The organism is Lentzea sp. NPDC055074 (assembly GCF_053608005.1).
Map to the genome: position 1 here is coordinate 513,460 of NZ_JBSGUQ010000001.1, position 17,243 is coordinate 530,702.

The following is a 17,243-nucleotide window of genomic DNA, read 5'->3' on the forward strand; positions in this document are numbered from 1 at the left end:
CTCGACGCTAGGAAGCCCGCATTTCCTGGGACCGCACCATTTGTGACGGGCCGATGACGCTATGTTCACCGCCCATGGATGATCTCGTGACGTTCATGAAGCAGCGCAGGCTCGCCGACGAGGCGGCCGCCGAGGAGTGGGCGACGCGCGCGGCGACCATCTCGGAGTGGGCGCGCAAGGTCGTGGTCCTGCTGACGAACCACCAGATCCCCGCCGAGCACACGCTGCACGACAGGGTCGGCGACCAGAAGGTGCGGATCGCGTCCGGCTGGCTGGTGCTGATCACCAGGACCCCGAGCACGAGCCTGCCCGGGGTGTTCAAGGAGGCCGGGATCCTGCTGACCCCGGCCGGTGAGCTGTGGCAGTACGACAACGAGTGGCCGGTGGCCGCGCGCCTGACCGCGACGATTCCCGCGTTCCGCTCCTCGGAGGGGGCGGTGTTGCGGGCCCGCTGCGAGTGGATCCTCGACAACGTGATCGAGGCGTTCGCGGACACGTTGGAGCGGCACGGGATCGACGTGTTCGAGCTGGAAGGCCTCTAGCCCGCGACCGCCGCCGTCCTGTCCCGACTTCGTGATCGAGCACGAGCCGGGGTACGAGCTCGTCCCCGGACGCTAGAGGTTCCAGATCCGGACGGTCTTGTCGTCACCACCGGCCGCGATCCGCTTGCCGTCCGGCGAGAACGCCACGGCCTCGATCTCGCCGCCGGACCCGATCACGGTCGCGCGGATCTTCTTCGTCTCCACGTCCCACAGCTGGATGAAGTTGCCCTGCCCCCAGGCCGCGATGGTGTCGCCGTCCGGGTGGAACAGCGCGGCCGAGAGCGTGAGGTCGTCGTCGGCGCGCAGGAACACCGCCTTGCTCTTGCCCGACGCCACGTCCCAGAGCTGCATGCTGTTCTTGCCGTCGGCGTCGATGACGGCCAGCGACTTGCCGTCGGGCGAGAACGAGCCGCCGTGGCCGGTCGAGTCGGTGATGGTCTGAACGGTCTTGCCGGTGGCCGGGTCGACGACCTTGATCTCCTGGTACTTGGTGCCCGCGTAGCACAGCATCTTGCCGTCCGGGCTGTACGAGAGCGCGCTGCTGCCCTGCGCCTCGGTCAGGCCGATCTTGACCGCGCGGGTCGCGACGTCCCAGACCTGCAGGCGGCCGGTGTGGGTGATGCCGACCAGGGTCTTGCCGTCGGGGTGGAAGCGCAGGGTCTTCATGATCGACCGGCTCTCGGCCAGGCCGCCGATCATCGTGCGGTCGGACATCCTCCACAGGTACGTGGTGAGGTCGCCGGTGCGGTTGCCGCCCGCCGCGAGGATCGTGCCGTCCGGGCTGATCGCGACCGCGCACGCCGACGCGCCTCCAGGTCCGTCCGGGTTCTGGACGGTGCCGATCAGCTTGTTCGTGGTGGTGTCCCAGATGCGGACGACGGCGCCGCCGGTGCCCAGGCCGTCCTCGGCGCTGGCGAGGATCTTGCCGTCCGGGCTCCACGCGAGGGACGAGACCGCCGCCTTGTGGTCGACCAGCTGGACGTGCTCGGCGAACTCCTGCGGACGGCCCGGCTGGGCGTTCTGCGAGGTCGTCGTCTGCTCGGAGCCGCCCTCCTTGTCGGAGGCCGCCTTGTTGTCACCGGTGGACGGCAGCTGTGCCGCGTCGCCCTTCTTCTCCTGGGAGCTCAGCCACCACGCGGTGCCGCCGCCGATCGCGACGACCGCGCCGACACCCGCCAGCAGTGCCGTGCGCCTGCTGACACCGGGCTTCGAGACCACCGGCAGCACGACGGGCGCACCGGCCAGCATCGCGAGGGCCTGGTCGACCGTGGCGCGTTCGGCCGGGTTCTTGCGCAGCAGGCCGCCCAGCAGTGACGAGAGGTGCCCGGCGCGTTGCGGGGGCGGCGGGTCCTGGGTGAGCAGCATCGACAGGGTCGTCATGAAGTCCTGGCCCTGGTACGGCGGCCGGCCCTCGACGGCGGCGTAGAGGGTGGCGCCGAGCGACCACAGGTCCGTGGCCGGGGTGATCGGCGCGCCGGTGCCCTGCTCGGGTGCCATGTACGCGGGCGTGCCGACGATCGAGCCGTCGGTGGTCAGCGGGACGTCGCCGGTGAGCCGGGCGATGCCGAAGTCGGTGATCACGATCCGGTCGCCCGACAGCAACACGTTGGCGGGCTTGAGATCGCGGTGCACGATCCCGGCCTGGTGCGCCACCCGCAACGCGCTGAGCATCGACGTCGCGATGTAGGCGACCTGGTCCGGCGGCAGCGACCCCTGGGTCTTGATGGCGTCGGACAGCGACCCGCCGCGGACGAACTCCATCACGATCATCGGGGTGCCGTTGTACTCGACCACGTCGTGCACGGTGACGATGCCGGGGTGGTTGAGCTGACCGGCGAGCTGTGCCTCACGCATGGCGCGCTGGCACAGCAACGCCCGCTGTTGCGCGTCGAGCCCGGCGGGCAGCAGCAGCTCCTTGATGGCCACCTCACGGCCGATGACCTCGTCACGACCGAGCCACACCCGGCCCATGCCGCCGGCGCCGATCACCTGAACGAGCCGGTAGCGCTGCGCCACCAGACTTCCCGTCGCATCTGTCACGGCGGGCAGCTTAGATGGGAGATCGCGCTCCCACGACGGTAACCGGCAAGTTCGCTGTCTATTGAATCTGTTGGGAGCAAAGCAACATCGTGCACGTTCAATAGGTCGACAATGGACCTGTCCCTAGTGGACCTTCGCGACCTCGATCCCGATCTCCCCGAACATCCTCAGCTTCCGCGTGCGGGTCGGCTCGACGGTGAACCCGGACTCGGCGATCCCCTTGGCCGCGTGGCCGTGACCGTGGTGCGCGATGTCGGAGAGCACGAGCAGACCGCCCGGCTTCAGCACCCTGCGCACCTCGGCGAGCATCTCGACCTTCGACGGACCGTCGAGGTGGTGCAGCATCAGGCTGGAGAAGACGCGGTCGAACGACGCGTCGGGGAACTCCAGCTCCTGCGCGAACCCGCGGTCCAGCGTCGCCTTCAGCCCGGCCCGCCGCAGCTTGCCCTCGGCCCGCGCGAGCATCTTCAGGTCGGGGTCGACGCCGAAGAGCTCGACGTCCCGGTGGCGCTTTCCGCTGGAACGCAACAGGTTTCCGGTGCCGCACCCGACGTCGAGCACGCGGTGTCCCGCGGTCAGCCCGGCCACCTCGACCATCTCGCGGTGGATCGCGCCCAGCCCGGACACCAGGTGGAGCACGTCGTAGAACGGCAGCAGGTAGTGCTTGCCCACACCGGGCAGGTAGTCACGCTCTTGGGACGATATTTCGGCCATGCACTGATTCTGGTCCTATACAGGGCAGGCTTTCTGTGCCGATCCACGGTTTGAATGGGATGATTTGACGGTGCGCACCAGACGAACACCCCTGAAGGGCGAAGAGCCCGCCCGGTACGCGTGGCGGCCCGACCCCGGCGAGCTGTCCGTGGCGGCCGTTCCGCTCGGGCACGGCGCGGACTTCGACGGGGCGCACGAGGCGCACTCCCACGACTTCCCCGGCCTCGCCTACTTCGAGACCTCCGGCGGCGTGGTCCGCCACGGCAAGCACGTGCGGGAGGTGGAGGCAGGCGACCTGTTCGTCATCGCGCCCGGCGACGTCATGGGCCAGGCCCGCAGCGGCGACCTCCTCGGCGCGCGGGGCTGGGGCGTCTTCTTCACCGCCGACGCGCTCGGCCCCGAGACTCCCGGCGCGCACCTGGCGTGGCGCACGCACCCGCTGCTGTTCCCGTTCGTCCACGGCGGCGCGACCGGCGCGTTGCGGCTCAAGGTCCCCGACGGGCAACGAGCCGAGTGGACCGCTCGTGTCGAAGCGCTGCACGACGAGCTCCATCAGCGCCGCGACGGCTACCGCGAGGCCGTGCCGGCCCACCTGACGCTGCTGCTGGTCGGGGTGTCGAGACTGGCCGCGGACGTCGTCGGCGACCTCCGCGAGAACGCCGAACCGCTGCTGGCCGAGGTGTTCGACGTGATCGAACGGCGCTACCCGGAACCGCTGTCCCTGCGCGAGGTCGCCACCGCGGTCAGCATCTCCCCCGGCCACCTGACCTCGACGGTGCGCAGGCGGACCGGCCGCACGGTGCAGGAGTGGATCACCGAACGCCGCATGGTCCAGGCAAGGCGGCTGCTGGCCGTCACCGACCTGCCGGTCGGCGACATCGGGCGCCAGGTGGGCATCCCGGACGCGGGGTACTTCGCGCGCACGTTCGGCAAGCTGCACGGGATGAGCCCCACGCGTTGGCGGCGGTTCAACCACCTGAACACCGGCTGAACACCTGCGGACGCCCTGTCGATCAAGGACGGTTTCGCCGCTTTCGTCCCTCTCGACCGTGGCACTGTCGTGCCATGACCGGCGGGACGCCCACCCTGAACGACCGAGACCTCGGCACGAGGTTCCACGACCTGATGGCAGTCGTGGTGAGGTGGCTGCCGTTCGGCCTGTCCCGCGTCGTCGCGCCGAGCTTCCTCGGTTTCGCCCTGATCAACGGGTTCACGTTCGGCGTCGACCTGCTGCTGCTCACACTGTTCCGGAGCGGCCTCGGCCTGCCGGTGCCGCTCGCGTTCACGATCGCCTACGTGCTCGCGTTCGGCCTGAGCTTCGCGCTCAACCGGGCGCTGAACTTCCGCTCGCACGCGCCGGTCGGGCCGCAGGCGGGCCTGTACGCCGTCGCGATCGCGATCAACTACCTGGCGTTCGTCCTCGGCGTCGGCAGCGCGCTGACCGAGCTCGGCCTGCAGTACCACCTCTCGCGGATCGTCGCCGGCGCGTGCGAGGCCGCGTTCATGTACAGCGTGATGCGCTGGGTGATCTTCCGCGACACCAGGGGCTGACCTACTGCAGGTAGCCCTCGACCTCGCCGACCGAACGGGCGGGGACGTCCTCGGCGTTCTCGCCCTGCGCACGCGCCGACCGGCGGCGCCGCAGCAGGTCCCAGCACTGGTCCAGGGCTTCTTCGAGCGACCGCAGCCGTGCGTGCTCCTCGTCCGTCGAGATCTCACCGGAGGCGAGCTGCTGCCGCAGCTTGTGCTCCTCGTCGACCAGCTCGTTGATGCGGCCCAGCACGTTCTCGTCGCTCATTTGCCCGACTCTACGGCGGACCGTCCGGCAGCGCCGCGAGCGACAGGCTGTTGCCGTCCGGGTCCAGCACCTCGACGTGCCGGACGCCGTTGGAGTACGTCTCGGCGGGCTCGTGCCGGATCCCGTGCGCGACGGCCCGTTCCAGGGCCCCTTCGAACTCGCTCGGCGTCACCCCGAACGTGACCATCGAGCCGCCCACGCGCGCGGACCGCACGTCACGGGCGTCGAGCACGACGTAGGCGTTCTCGCCCACCTGCCAGAGGTGCTCCTCGCCGATGACCTCGTCGGCGGCACGGCCGAAGAACACCCCGTACCACTCCAGCGACCTCGCCAGGTCGCTCACGCACATCACGCTGTGCAGATCCATGTCGTCCACCCTTCCCAGCCGTCTCGAAGGACAGACCGGCGACACGAGCGGAACTCATCGCTTCGACGGGCGATTCGTCTGATCGGTCCAAGCAACTGGTTCAACCAATTGTTTACACTTGTGAACCAGGGCCGCCGACCCGTCACGCGAACCACCTCCCGCGTGGAAGTGTTTCGCCACCTCCGCCTGCCAGGAGGCGTTGTGAAGTCACGCACTCGGCTTGCTCTGGCGAGCCTCTCCGCCACTTCCGCGGTGGTCTTCGCGTTCATCGTCCCCACGACGCCCGCGATCGCCCACGGCACGATGTCCGATCCGGCCAGCCGCGTCTACACGTGCAAGAACGAAGGCCCGGAGACCCCGAAGTCCGACGCGTGCAAGGCGGCCGTGGCCGCCGGCGGCACGCAGGCCTACTACGACTGGAACGAGGTCTCGCTGCTCGAGGCCGGCGGGCGCCACCGCCAGCTCATCCCGGACGGCAAGCTCTGCAGCGCGGGCCGCGACAAGTACCGCGGGCTCGACCTGCAACGCGCCGACTGGCCCGCCAAGCGGGTCTCCCCCGGCTCGCTGACCGTGACCTACCACGCGTCTGCACCGCACTCGAACAGCAACTTCGAGTTCTACATCACGAGGGACGGCTGGAACCCGACGCAGCCGCTGCGCTGGTCCGACCTCGTGCACATCCAGACGTTCAACGGCCAGAACCCCAGCACGTTCACGAACTGGACGCTGAACCTGCCCAACCGCTCCGGCCGCCACGTCCTCTACTCGATCTGGCAGCGCGTGGTCGGCAGCAACGAGGCGTTCTACACGTGCTCGGACGTCGACTTCGGCGGCGGCACCACCACCCCGCCGACGACCACCACGACGACTCAGCCGCCCACAACCACGACCACCACGACGCAGCCGCCCGCCGGGGGCACGTGGGCCGCGGGCACGACGTACTCGATCGGCAACCGCGTCACCTACGGCGGCGTGAACTACGAGTGCCAGCTCGCGCACACCGCCCTCGCCGGCTGGGAGCCGCCGAACACGCCCGCCCTGTGGCGACGCCTCTGATGCGGTTCCTCCTGCTGGTGCTCGCCTTCGTGGTGTCCGGCTGCGCGACCACGCAGCCGGACACCGTGTTGCGCGGCGATCCGCTGGACGTGATGTTCCTGCAGATGATGCTTCCCCATCACCAGCAGGGAGTGGAGATGGTCGCCCTCGCGAAGGAGCGGGCGCAGAACGAGGACCTGCGCATGCTCGCGGCCGCGATCGAGCAGACCCAGGCGACCGAGGCCGACACGATGAGGGGCTGGCTGACGTCGTGGGGTGAACCGCTGACGGCACCGCCGGACTCGCACACGGGCCACGGCGGCATGCGCGAGTCCGATCCCGAGGAGGTCGGGAGGTTGGCCGCGCTGCGCGGTGCCGAGTTCGACCGGCGCCTGCTCAACGTGATGATCGCCCACCAGGACGACGCCGTGCAGATGGCGCGGTGGGAGTCCGGCAGCGGGGCCAACCGGGAGGTGAAGGATCTCGCGGAACGGATCGACAGGTCCCGCACCGCGCAGATCGGGATGATGAAGACGTTCCTCGACAAGGTGTAGCGGGGTACCCCGTGTCGGACTGAAGGAGGCCGACATGCAACCCATCCCGTTCCTCCCCTGGGCGTGGCGCGACCCGTCGTGGACCGGTGAGCCGGCGCAGGACCTCGCGGACCGCCCCGACACCGGCCTGATCGGGTACGACGTCGAGGCCACCGACGGCGGCATCGGCAAGATCGACGAGGACAACGCCAAGGTGCCGCACGACTGCCTGATGGTCGACACCGGACCGTGGATCTTCGGCCACAAGGTCGTGCTCCCGGTCGGCACCGTGCGGCACGTGGACCACGAGGCGCGCAAGGTCCACGTCGACCGCACCAAGGAGCAGATCAAGGACGCGCCGCAGTACGACGCGGACGACCACGAGGACTACCGGCGCCGCACCGACGAGTACTACGCCGAGAGCTATCGGCTGATGCCGCCGATGCTCTAGGCGCTGTCCTGCAAGTTCGTTCGGTGACAGGCGCGGGTGAGAGACCCGGAGGCGGTGCCGCCGCGACGCCCTCATACCGGACGTATCCGGGCGTTGCGGCGGTGCCGCCTCCGGGTCCCTCGGCCGCTACTGCCGCCCAACGAGACTTGCAGGACAGCGCCTAGTTCGTCCTAGGCTGGCGCGCATGGCATCGGTGCTGCAGAACGTCGCGATCGACTGCGCGAACGCCTATGAGCTGGCTTTGTTCTGGAGCAAGGTCACCGGTCGCCCGATGCACCCCGACGACAAGCCGGGCGACCGGGAGACCGAGGTGCTGATGGCCGAGGGCCCGGCGCTCTTCTTCAACGAGGTGCCGGAGCCGAAGGTCGTCAAGAACCGCCTGCACCTGTGCCTGCGTCCCGACACGACGCGGGACGAGGAGGTCGAGCGGCTGCTAGGGCTCGGCGCGTCGTTCGTCGGCGACCACCGCAACCCCGACGGGACCGGCTGGGCGATCCTGGCCGATCCCGAGGGCAACGAGTTCTGCGTGCTGCGGGGCGCGTCCGAACGCTCCTAGGCGGGCACCTCGGGCGGAGTCAGCGCGTCCAGCACGGACGTGCGCACGCCCAGCACGCTCATCAGCTCCAGCGCCCGCAACGGCCGCAGCACGGCCGCGGTGTTCGCGACGACGATGAGCGCGCTGCCCCGGCGCAGGCAGAGGTCCTGGTGTTCGAGCAGCAGGCCGATGCCCTGGGCACCGAGGAACCGGACCCCGCTCAGATCGGCGATGACGGGAGCAGGCGGGTTGACCGACCGGACCGCCTCAGCGAGGCGTTCGGCCAGCTCAGGGGCGGTGGTGTAGTCGATCTCGCCTGCCACGTGCACGAGGACGGCGGCGCCCACGCTCTCGCGGGCGGTGCGGAAGGGGACTTGACCGTCGGTGAGCACAGTGCAACCTCCAGTGACGCGGCACGCACGGCCGGCGTCAAGGGCTGGCTGCTCAACCCGACATGACCGTAGCGCAGCAGGCGTGTGGGCGCGGTTCGGCGGTCCTCTTACTTCCGGTCGGAGGCCTGATTCCCTCGGATGGCGGCGTAGCATCGGTCCTCGTGACCGGTTTCTTCCACGAGACCGCCTTCTACGGCACTGACGACGACTTCCTCGCGCACGCCGTGCCGTTCCTCGAGAACGGTCTGCGCGCGGGCGAGCCGTCGGTGGTGGCGTGCTCCGAGCAGAACACCGCACTGGTGCGCGCCGCGCTCGGCAGCGCCGGCGTGATCTACCGGCCGGGCGCCGACCAGTACTCCCGCCCGTCCGAGGCCATCTCGAGCTACCGGGACCTGTTCCGCGAGCACACGGCGGACGGCGCGCGGCAGATGCGCGTGGTCGGCGACGTGCCGCATCCCGGCATGGGCGCGCCGTGGGACTGGTGGGCGCGGTACGAGGCCGCCGCGAACCTGGCCTACGCGGAGTTCCCGGTGTGGGGCCTGTGCCCGTACGACACCAGGACGACGCCCGCCGAGGTGCTGGCCGACGTGGTGCGCACGCACCCGAACATCGCGACGGCCCCCGGCACGCACGAGGTGAACCCCGGCTACCGCGAAGGACTCGCCGCGACGCCGCCGGTCCCGGACGCGCTCGAACGAGGCGTTCCGGTGGTGGACCTGGTCGCGCCGTCCGCGAGCGCCGTGCGGGAGGTGGTGTCCACGGCGATCGGCGGGATCAGCCTGAGCGAGGACGGGGCGCACGACGTCGTCTACGCGGCCAGCGAGGTCGTCACGAACGGTCTGACGCACGGCATCGCACCCGTGCGGTTCCGGCTGTGGGCGGACGAGTCACGCGTGGTGGTGGCGGTGACGGACCACGGCCCTGGGCCGTCCGATCCGATGGCGGGCCTCGTGCCGACGACCGAGACGCTGTCGGCCGGACTCGGGCTGTGGATCCTGCACCGCACGTGCGACTACGTCTCCATGGGCCGTGACGCGGACGGGTTCACCGTGCGGGTCAGCATCGGCGGCCAGACGTAGGGCAGGTCGTCCGGCACGTGCGGGAAGTACCCGCGGTAGTGGACGGGGTCCTTGCGCACCAAGGCGGACTGGTGGCTCAGGTGCACCTCGCGGTCACCGAGCCAGGCGGGGAGGTCCCCGGCGGCGGCCAGCTCCTCCTGGGTGCGCACGATCATGATGCCCTTGGCGTTCACCAGGTCCGACCTCAACGTCTCCTCGCGCGTGTCCTGGAACCCCCGCGCCCGCCACTCCACGCAGATGTCCAGGCCGTACCGCACGAGTGCTTCCTCGTAGCCGGCCCACATCTTCACCGCGGGGTGGTGGCGCCAGCCGTAGCCGGGCACCACCAGTCCGCGGTGTACCTGGATCGTCTCGACCCGCTGCTTGCCGAGCCGGGCTCGGTCCAGCACACGAGCCGTGGCGGCGAAGTCCGGGTACGGCAAGAAGGTTTGCATCAGCTCAGAGCACGTACTTCGCGGCCTCGGCCGCGCGTTCCCTGTCGACGTGGACCTCGTACCGGCGTGCCTGCAGCGTCATGACGCTCGCGAAGTCGCGACGGCCACGCGTGCTCCAGTGCGCGACGAACCCGAAGACCGCGCCCCAGAACGCACCGACGGCGAGGCTGATGAACACGAACCACGCCCAGGTCTGGCCGGCGGTGAACAGCCCGAACAACAGGCCGATGAACACACCGAACCAGGCACCGCTGGCCGCGCCCGCCGCCGCGGCGCGGGCCCGCGTCATGCGCCCGGTGACCTGCTCGACCGTCCGGACACCGTCACCGATGATCCGCACGCTCTCGACCGGGAACCCGTCGTCGGACATCCGGTCGACGAGGCGCTGTGCGTCGAGGTAGTCCGGGAAGGTCGCCAGCAGGGACGATTCCGTCTGCGTCACTTCGTGCTTGATGTCCACTTCAGCGGGTTACCCGCGAACACCGCGTCCCACACGATCATGCGCCGCGGCCCGTCTTCTCCTGGAGGCGGTCGATGAGCTGGGACGCCTCCACCTTGGACAGCTCGGCCGGCACGTCCTCCCCCGCCTCCTGGGCGAGTGTGTGCAGGTACGACTCCTGCGGGCCGGTCATCGGCTCGTCTCCGGTCGTCCAGTCCTCAGGGTCTTTCTCCGGCGTGCGGTTCACCAGCACTCCCCTTTCGCTCGAACGTGCGTTCGAGATACCCAGGGTCGGCGCGGCTCAATCACCGGCGGATGATCGTGTCTCCGGGAGCGGACGGTCCGGGCACGACCACCGACGGCCGGCGGGAGAGGAGCCGGTGGGCGACCGTCAGGAGCATCCGCGCCTCCATCCGTTCCCGGTAGCGCAGGTGCTCGCCCGCGGCTTCGACGCAGCCCAGGACGCTCGGCGCGACAGCGGCGCCGGCCTCCGCGCACACGGTGAGTGCTTCCTCGAGCCCTTTGCGGGCGTCGTCCCCCTCGACGTTGGCCAGCGCGATGCAGACGGCGTTGTCCAGCTTCTCCAGCGCGGTCGCCCGCTGCTGACGCGAGGACGGTTGGTCGAGTTCGGTGGTCACGGTCATCGCCCGCCTTCACAGTCGGAATCCTCGCGCCGACTGCTTGACGCGCCCGCGCGTGAGTACCCGGTTCGAGCAGCCTCAAACCAGCTCTTCAGCGAACGCGGCTACGGTGTCGGGATGCGTGCGACCTGGCGCGAGAAGAACGCGCGACAGTGGATCAGCGGCCTGTCCGACCGGATCGGTGTGGCCGGGTGGACGGCACTCGCCCTCACCCCCGCCCTGGCCGCCGAGGTCGACCAGCACGGTGCCGCCGTGCGCGACATCCTCCTGCTCGGCGTCGAGGGCGCCGGCACGGTGGGCGCGGTCGTGCTCCTCGCCGCCTACGGGCGCGGGCTGCTGGACCACGCGCTGGAATCGGAGTGGACGCACACGTCGTGGCTCGGCGTCCGCCTCATGGCCGTCTGTCAGCTTGCGCACCTGCACGACGTGAAGCCGCTGACCGACGACGTGCACGCGCTTCCGAAGCTCTCATGACGAACGAGGCGCACTCAGGTGAGTGCGCCTCGTCGTGAATCCCTCGGTCAGCGTTCTTCCGGCCTCCGCTCGCCGAGTGCCGGGTCCTGCCGCGTGGCGGCGGGGACCGGCGCGATGCCGGGCTCGGCGGGAGCGGGGGCAGGAGCGGCGGCCGGGGCGCGCACGGCGTCCTCACGTCCGCGCTGGTACGCCTCCGCCTGGGCCTGCGCCTGCGGGAGCTCCTGCTCCGCACGCCCCAGCCAGCCTTCCCAGCGCTGCTGCATCGGACGCACGAGGCCACCGCCCACACCGACGACGAGGATGCCGCCGACGGTGGCGAGCACCGCGATCAGGACCGGCGTGGTGACCGTGGTGGCGACGCCGATCTGGTTCAGGGCCGCGATGATGCCCAGCGCCCAGATGAAGATCGACGCGATGTTCGCGAGCACCCGGCCGTAGGACAGGCCGCCGAGCGCACCGCCGATGAAGTCCTTGACCGCGCTGGCGACCGCACCGGCCACCACGACGATGATGATCGCGACAGCGGCCTTGGGCAGCCACGACACGATGCCGGTCAGCAGCTCCGAGACGGGGTTCGGGCCCCACACGCCGAACGCGATCTGCAGCGTGATGAGCAGCAGGGCGTAGTAGACCAGCTTCGCGAGCAGGTCGGAGGCGTCGTACTTGCTGTTCGCGAGCATCCTGCGGATGCCGCCGCGCTCCACGAGCTTGTCGAACCCGACCCGCTCGAGGACCTTGTCGACGAGCTTCGCCACCGCCTTCGCGACGAACCAGCCGACCAGCAGGATCAGCAGGAACGCCGCGAGCTTGGGCACGAACGTGGCGACCGCGCGCCAGGCGTCGGTCAGCCCTTGTCCGAAGTCCATGTCGAGCTCCCTTCGCACGGGCGCCCGAGCCGGGTCACCCGATCAGGCAGTACCCGGCGTGGACTCACTTCACACGGACTTCACGACACCTGACGTAGCTCGCGGTCGCAGGCGGTCAGGTGTTCCCACGTTCTGCCGCGCTGGCTCGGCGGTGCGTCGCCGTCCGCCGTGCAGATCGGGTAGATGAGGCCGAAGGGAACCGGTTGATCGAACTCGTCTCCGGTGTGGACGTCGACCAGACGACGCACGTGTGCCATCACGACCACTCCTTCGCGTGAACCGCGGACCCAGGGGGTTTGGGAACATCGAATACCCCGTGAGCTGCACGGACATGCGTGTCGCCGTTGCGACATAAGAGTGAAAGCATCTGTCCTCTGTGGACTAACGCGCCGTGACGGTCAGGGAGAACGTGCCGTCGTGCGGGACGGTGAGGATCCGCATCGTCCGGTCTGGATAGGTGATCGTGGACGCCGTGCGCAGCTGTGGCTCCAGGTTCCGCGCCCAGTCGAACCGGACCACCGTGCGGCCGCGGGTGAGCGTGAGGCCGCGCGAGTCGAGCGCCACCGTGTCGGAGTCCTTCACCACCAAGGGGATCTGCTCGCTCGCCGCACTCGTGGCCCGCACCGAGCGCACGATCCGGTCCCCCACGGTCACCTCGGTCACGACCGAGCCGGACGGCGTGCGGTAGCGGAACCGGTACGGCACACCGCCGAGGAACTCCGCCTCCTGCACTCCGTTCGAGTCCGGTACCTGGCCGGGGAACACGGTCGCCCAGCACGCGTGGTTGTTGTTGTTCATCGACTGCACCAGCGTGCCGGCGACGGGATGCCACAGGAACGTCAAACCGGTGCGCGCCAACGACGTTGCGCGGCGCGTGCCGAAGTACCCGCCGACGTACCACTGTGGCCGTCGCACGAACAGGAAGTCCTGTCCCTGATCGCTGCGCCGTTCGGTGAAGTGTGCGCGTTGGTAGGGCAAGCGGGCGATGGCCGCCCTTCGTTGGGCACGGCTCGGGTAGCGCTCGTCGTACATCGCGTGCGTGAGGATGCGCGGTGACGTGTCCGGCTTGACCAACGCGGGCACCGGCTCCGTCGAGGCGGCCCAGGCCGACCGCGCGGAGGCCAGGTCCTCGCGGCTGGACACGAACGCGGCGAGGCCCGGCACCTCCGGCACGAACTGGGCGTTCAACGCGGTCCGCTCGGGGTCGGGCCGGACGTCGGCGTAGAACCTCGAGGACGTGCGGGAGTTCGTGGCGATGTTCGCGAACCAGCCGGACCCGTCCGGTTCGCGCAGCAGGTTGTAGCCGAGCCAGTCCGTGTACTTCCGCGTCATCGTGACCAGGTTCCGGTCGCCGGACTGCCGCCACGCGTCGGCGAGCTCGGGCAGCATGACCTCGAAGTTGTAGTTGGTGTCCGCACCGGACTCCTCGTAGAAGAACCCGGCGAGGCTCTGACCGGCCGACGGCAGCCGCCGGAACGCCTCGGTGAGCCGCTGCCGCAGCACGGCGTCCGGGTTCTGCCTCAACGCGAGCGCGGAGCCGGCGAGGCCGGAGGTCGTCTGGTTGGCCCAGGTGAGCGGCGACTGCCAGACGACGTCGTTCGACGGGTCGAGGAACCAGGTCATGGCCCGGTGCAGGGACGCGCTGAGCTGGGCCTGCCGGGACGGCAGCAGCCGGGCGCGGGCGAGCAGCGCGTTCGTCTTGCTCAGGTAGCCCAGGGCGAACCCGGTCGCCGCCAGCGAGTGCTGGTCGCGCGAGTACTCGGGCCACGAGCCGTCGGCGTGCTGGAGCCCGAGGTAGTGACCGAGACCGGCGTCCAGAGCCGCGATCACGTGGGTGTCACCGCGATAGGGGTTCCACGAACGGGACTGCGTCGCGAACCAGGCAAGGGTGTGGACGTGCTCCTGGACGCGGGCGTTGTACGAAACGTTCGGGCTGCGCCACCAGCCGCCGCCGAAGAACCCGGCCGCGTTCATGTCGGCGACCATCGGCGAGACCGCCATCAGGTACGGCGCGAACCGCTGTTCGTCCGGCGCGAAGGCACGACGGTCCGGGGTGACGGTCGGGGGTGCGGGCAAGGCGTGCGCCTGACCGGGCAGAGCGGCGAGCAGTCCGGCGGCGGTCGCACCGGTGATCAGGCTGCGACGGCTGAATGCGTTCACGGGCCTACCTCCTTGGCCGAGGACCTTCACCCGGCCGAGTCGTGCCCGTCAAGATGCTAATTCGAATTATTACAGGGTTGACGGCGGCGCGGGTGCTGACGCAGACTCCGTGCCAATTCGAATTGGCAGGTGCTCATGGCCAAGAGGCTCACCCAGCAGGACATCGCCCGGATGGCAGGCGTCAGCCAGGCCACGGTGTCGCTGGTGCTCAACAACCGCACCGACAGCGGCGTCCGGATCGCGGAGGACACGCGGGCCCGGGTGCTGGAGGTGATCCGGCGGACCGGCTACGTCGCGAACCCGATCGCGCGCCGGCTGCACGACCAGCGCAACCGCATCCTCGGCGTCTTCACCTACGAGGCCGTCTTCCCGAGCACCCGCTCGGACTTCTACCAGCCGTTCCTCGAGGGCATCGAGGAACAGGCGGAGGAGGTGGGCTGCGACCTGCTGCTGTTCACCAGCGCCAGGGCGACGGACGGGAAGCGGCGGATCTTCAGCGACGACAGCAGGATCCGGCTCGCGGACGGCTGCGTGCTGCTCGGTCGTTCGATCGACCGCGACGACCTCGCGCAGCTCGTGGCGGAGGCCGTCCCGTTCGTCTCGATCGGCCGGCGCGACGACGCGGGCGGGCCGGTGCCGCACGTCGGCGCCGACTACGCGGCCGCCGTGCGAGACCTGGTGGACCGCGCGGTCGCCCTCGGGCACCGCGAGTTCGCGTACGTCGGGGCCGGGACGGGTGCGGAGTCGTCGGCCGACAGGCTGCGCGGGTTCAAGAAAGCCGTTGCCGCGCACGGGGTCGAGGGCACGCACGTCCAGCTCGCCGGGCTCGACCAGCTTCTCGCCGCGGGGATCACGTGCGTGCTCGCCGAGGAGGTCTCCGACGGTGCCGCGCTCGTGCTCGCCGCCCGCGAGCGCGGCCTGTCGGTCCCCGGCGACCTGTCGGTGCTCACGCTCGGCGCCGCCACCCGGCCCGCGCCCGACGACGTCGCGCTCACCGGGTTCCACATCCCGCGGCGCGAGATGGGACGGCGGGCGGTGCAGGCGCTGACCGAGGTGCTCGAACACGGCACCACCCCGCAGGAGCTGCTGGCCTGCGAGTTCGTCGAAGGCACCACGCTCGGTTGATCTGGAGGAATCTGTTGCAGCACAACACTGATGTCGTCGTCGTGGGTGGCGGGCTCGGCGGGGTCGCCGCCGCTCTCGCGCTGCTGCGCGCCGGTCGCCGGGTGGTGCTCACCGAGGAGTTCGAGTGGCTCGGCGGGCAGCTCACGAGCCAGGCCGTGCCGCCGGACGAGCACAGCTGGGTCGAGCGCTTCGGCGTCACCGCCTCGTACCGCTCGTTGCGCGACGGCATCCGCGACTACTACCGCCGCCACTACCCCCTGACGCCGCAGGCGCGGGCGTGGCGCGAGCTCAACCCCGGCGCGGGCAACGTCAGCCGCCTCTGCCACGAGCCCCGCGTCGCCGTCGCCGTGATCGACGAGATGCTGGCGCCCTACCGGGGCAGCGGCAGGCTCACCGTCCTGCAGCCCGCCCGGCCGGTCTCCGCGCGCACCGACGGCGACCGGGTCGTGTCGGTCACCGTCGAGCACCACGGCGACGAGATCGAACTGACGGCGCCGTACATCCTCGACGCGACCGAGACCGGCGAGCTGCTCCCGTTGTCCGGCGCCGAGTACGTGACGGGCTTCGAGTCCACACTGGACACCGGTGAGCCCAGCGCACCGGAGACCGCGCAGCCGGCGAACATGCAGGCGATGTCGGTGTGCTTCGCGATCGACCACGTCGACGGCGACCACACCATCGACCGGCCCGAGCGCTACGAGTTCTGGCGGACCTACCAGCCGGACTACTGGGGCGACCGGATGCTGTCGTTCCGCTCCCCCGACCCGCGCACGCTGAGCATCGCCGAACGCACGTTCACCCCGAACCCGGACGACGACCCGATGAGCGTCCTGTCCGACCAGCGGCTGAGCGCCGGCGACAGCAACCTGTGGACGTTCCGCCGCATCGCCGCCCGCCGCAACTTCGTCGACGGCGCCTACGACAGCGACATCTGCCTGGTCAACTGGCCGATGATCGACTACTTCGAGTCGCCGGTGATCGACGTCCCGGACGCGGACGCGCACGTCGCCGCGGCCCGGGAGCTGTCGAGGTCGGTCCTGTACTGGCTGCAGACCGAGGCACCGCGGCAGGACGGCGGCACCGGGTTCCCCGGCCTGCGGCTGCGCGGCGACGTCACGGGCAGCGCGGACGGCCTGGCCCAGGCGCCGTACATCCGCGAGTCGCGGCGGATGCGGACCGAGTACACGATCGTCGAACAGGACCTCTCGCTCGCCGTGCGCGGCGACAAGGGCGCGGTGCAGCACGCCGATGCCGTGGGTGTCGGCATGTACCGCATCGACCTGCACCCCTCGACCGGCGGCGACAACTACCTCGACGTCGCCAGCTGCCCGTTCGAGATCCCGCTCGGCGCGCTCATCCCCCAGCGCGTCGAGAACCTGCTACCGGCGGGCAAGAACATCGGCACCACCCACATCACCAACGGTTCCCACCGGCTGCACCCGGTCGAGTGGAACGTCGGCGAGGTCGCGGGCGCGCTCGCGGACTTCTGCCTGGCGCACCGAGTCACCCCTCGCGCGGTGCGCAACACCCCCGGCCTGCTCGCGGACTTCCAGCACCGGCTGGAACGCGACGGGGTCGAGCTCCGCTGGCCGGACGTGTCCGGTTACTAGCTGCCCAG

At 70.2% G+C, this 17,243-nt stretch carries 23 protein-coding genes; 11 read left to right on the forward strand and 12 right to left on the reverse strand.

All coding sequences use genetic code 11. The features are described from left to right. Positions 1–74: 74 nt before the first annotated feature. Positions 75–542, forward strand: coding sequence for a hypothetical protein (locus ACWF7A_RS02520; protein WP_452248618.1), 468 nt, complete (start codon positions 75–77; stop codon positions 540–542). A gap of 72 nt (positions 543–614) precedes the next feature. Here the strand turns inward: ACWF7A_RS02520 and ACWF7A_RS02525 are convergent, their stop codons facing one another. Together ACWF7A_RS02525 and ACWF7A_RS02530 are read right to left on the reverse strand one after the other, a co-directional pair. Further along, positions 615–2,582, reverse strand: a complete 1,968-nt coding sequence (locus ACWF7A_RS02525) for a WD40 repeat domain-containing serine/threonine protein kinase (protein ID WP_452248619.1) — start codon at positions 2,580–2,582, stop codon at positions 615–617. Between the two features lie 123 nt (positions 2,583–2,705). Beyond that, entirely contained in the window at positions 2,706–3,296 is a 591-nt protein-coding gene (locus tag ACWF7A_RS02530; protein ID WP_452248620.1) for a class I SAM-dependent methyltransferase, read from the reverse strand. Positions 3,297–3,366: 70 nt separating this feature from the next. Here ACWF7A_RS02530 and ACWF7A_RS02535 point away from each other — a divergent pair, with 70 nt between their 5' ends. Further along, entirely contained in the window at positions 3,367–4,287 is a 921-nt protein-coding gene (locus tag ACWF7A_RS02535; protein WP_452248621.1) for a helix-turn-helix transcriptional regulator, read from the forward strand. A 74-nt stretch (positions 4,288–4,361) separates the two neighbouring features. Continuing rightward, entirely contained in the window at positions 4,362–4,847 is a 486-nt protein-coding gene (locus ACWF7A_RS02540) for a GtrA family protein (protein ID WP_452248622.1), read from the forward strand. A 1-nt stretch (position 4,848) separates the two neighbouring features. Here ACWF7A_RS02540 and ACWF7A_RS02545 read toward each other — a convergent pair whose 3' ends face one another. Both ACWF7A_RS02545 and ACWF7A_RS02550 read right to left on the reverse strand, forming a co-directional pair. Beyond that, positions 4,849–5,094 carry a DUF2630 family protein gene (locus ACWF7A_RS02545; protein WP_452248623.1) on the reverse strand — a complete coding sequence of 82 codons (246 nt, stop codon included), beginning with the start codon at positions 5,092–5,094 and terminating at the stop codon, positions 4,849–4,851. A gap of 10 nt (positions 5,095–5,104) precedes the next feature. Then, positions 5,105–5,461: a VOC family protein gene (locus ACWF7A_RS02550; RefSeq protein ID WP_452248624.1), complete on the reverse strand. Its 357-nt coding sequence runs from the start codon at positions 5,459–5,461 to the stop codon at positions 5,105–5,107. A gap of 201 nt (positions 5,462–5,662) precedes the next feature. On the opposite strand from ACWF7A_RS02550, the gene ACWF7A_RS02555 reads away from it, so the two are divergent. The 4 genes from ACWF7A_RS02555 to ACWF7A_RS02570 all read left to right on the forward strand — a co-directional run bounded on the left by ACWF7A_RS02555 (position 5,663) and on the right by ACWF7A_RS02570 (position 8,036). Next, complete coding sequence (locus tag ACWF7A_RS02555) at positions 5,663–6,517, forward strand: lytic polysaccharide monooxygenase auxiliary activity family 9 protein (RefSeq protein WP_452248625.1); 855 nt, start codon at positions 5,663–5,665, stop codon at positions 6,515–6,517. Continuing rightward, positions 6,502–7,050, forward strand: a complete 549-nt coding sequence (locus ACWF7A_RS02560; protein ID WP_452248626.1) for a DUF305 domain-containing protein — start codon at positions 6,502–6,504, stop codon at positions 7,048–7,050. Before ACWF7A_RS02555 ends, ACWF7A_RS02560 begins: the two co-directional genes overlap by 16 nt. Positions 7,051–7,084: 34 nt before the next feature. Continuing rightward, positions 7,085–7,480 carry a PRC-barrel domain containing protein gene (locus tag ACWF7A_RS02565; RefSeq protein WP_452248627.1) on the forward strand — a complete coding sequence of 132 codons (396 nt, stop codon included), beginning with the start codon at positions 7,085–7,087 and terminating at the stop codon, positions 7,478–7,480. A 184-nt stretch (positions 7,481–7,664) separates the two neighbouring features. Further along, the gene (locus ACWF7A_RS02570; RefSeq protein ID WP_452248628.1) at positions 7,665–8,036 is read left to right on the forward strand and encodes a VOC family protein; all 372 of its coding nucleotides are present in this window, start codon (positions 7,665–7,667) and stop codon (positions 8,034–8,036) included. Here ACWF7A_RS02570 and ACWF7A_RS02575 read toward each other — a convergent pair. Then, positions 8,033–8,407, reverse strand: coding sequence for an STAS domain-containing protein (locus ACWF7A_RS02575; RefSeq protein WP_452248629.1), 375 nt, complete (start codon positions 8,405–8,407; stop codon positions 8,033–8,035). The genes ACWF7A_RS02570 and ACWF7A_RS02575 overlap by 4 nt on opposite strands. A gap of 161 nt (positions 8,408–8,568) precedes the next feature. On the opposite strand from ACWF7A_RS02575, the gene ACWF7A_RS02580 reads away from it, so the two are divergent. Further along, the gene (locus tag ACWF7A_RS02580; protein ID WP_452248630.1) at positions 8,569–9,486 is read left to right on the forward strand and encodes an anti-sigma factor RsbA family regulatory protein; all 918 of its coding nucleotides are present in this window, start codon (positions 8,569–8,571) and stop codon (positions 9,484–9,486) included. Here the strand turns inward: ACWF7A_RS02580 and ACWF7A_RS02585 are convergent. Genes ACWF7A_RS02585 through ACWF7A_RS02600 form a run of 4 tightly spaced genes read right to left on the reverse strand, consistent with a single transcriptional unit; the run spans position 9,420 to position 11,003 of the window. Continuing rightward, the gene (locus ACWF7A_RS02585) at positions 9,420–9,920 is read right to left on the reverse strand and encodes an MSMEG_6728 family protein (RefSeq protein WP_452248631.1); all 501 of its coding nucleotides are present in this window, start codon (positions 9,918–9,920) and stop codon (positions 9,420–9,422) included. The genes ACWF7A_RS02580 and ACWF7A_RS02585 overlap by 67 nt on opposite strands. A gap of 4 nt (positions 9,921–9,924) precedes the next feature. Further along, the gene (locus ACWF7A_RS02590) at positions 9,925–10,362 is read right to left on the reverse strand and encodes a general stress protein (RefSeq protein WP_452248632.1); all 438 of its coding nucleotides are present in this window, start codon (positions 10,360–10,362) and stop codon (positions 9,925–9,927) included. Positions 10,363–10,417: 55 nt separating this feature from the next. Beyond that, positions 10,418–10,606, reverse strand: a complete 189-nt coding sequence (locus ACWF7A_RS02595; RefSeq protein WP_452248633.1) for a DUF3072 domain-containing protein — start codon at positions 10,604–10,606, stop codon at positions 10,418–10,420. A 58-nt stretch (positions 10,607–10,664) separates the two neighbouring features. Continuing rightward, complete coding sequence (locus ACWF7A_RS02600) at positions 10,665–11,003, reverse strand: hypothetical protein (RefSeq protein ID WP_452248634.1); 339 nt, start codon at positions 11,001–11,003, stop codon at positions 10,665–10,667. Positions 11,004–11,117: 114 nt separating this feature from the next. Here ACWF7A_RS02600 and ACWF7A_RS02605 point away from each other — a divergent pair, with 114 nt between their 5' ends. Beyond that, positions 11,118–11,474, forward strand: a complete 357-nt coding sequence (locus ACWF7A_RS02605) for a DUF6401 family natural product biosynthesis protein (protein ID WP_452248635.1) — start codon at positions 11,118–11,120, stop codon at positions 11,472–11,474. Positions 11,475–11,521: 47 nt separating this feature from the next. Here the strand turns inward: ACWF7A_RS02605 and ACWF7A_RS02610 are convergent, their stop codons facing one another. The 3 genes from ACWF7A_RS02610 to ACWF7A_RS02620 form a co-directional block, all read right to left on the reverse strand. Further along, entirely contained in the window at positions 11,522–12,340 is an 819-nt protein-coding gene (locus ACWF7A_RS02610; protein ID WP_452248636.1) for a membrane protein, read from the reverse strand. 80 nt (positions 12,341–12,420) lie between these two features. Continuing rightward, positions 12,421–12,597, reverse strand: coding sequence for a hypothetical protein (locus tag ACWF7A_RS02615; protein WP_452248637.1), 177 nt, complete (start codon positions 12,595–12,597; stop codon positions 12,421–12,423). Between the two features lie 124 nt (positions 12,598–12,721). Then, a complete protein-coding gene (locus tag ACWF7A_RS02620; protein WP_452248638.1) occupies positions 12,722–14,500 on the reverse strand; it encodes a hypothetical protein in 1,779 nt (592 codons plus the stop codon). Positions 14,501–14,635: 135 nt separating this feature from the next. Here ACWF7A_RS02620 and ACWF7A_RS02625 point away from each other — a divergent pair, with 135 nt between their 5' ends. Further along, positions 14,636–15,625, forward strand: coding sequence for a LacI family DNA-binding transcriptional regulator (locus ACWF7A_RS02625; protein WP_452248639.1), 990 nt, complete (start codon positions 14,636–14,638; stop codon positions 15,623–15,625). Positions 15,626–15,639: 14 nt separating this feature from the next. After that, positions 15,640–17,235, forward strand: a complete 1,596-nt coding sequence (locus tag ACWF7A_RS02630) for an FAD-dependent oxidoreductase (RefSeq protein WP_452248640.1) — start codon at positions 15,640–15,642, stop codon at positions 17,233–17,235. Positions 17,236–17,243: the final 8 nt, after the last annotated feature.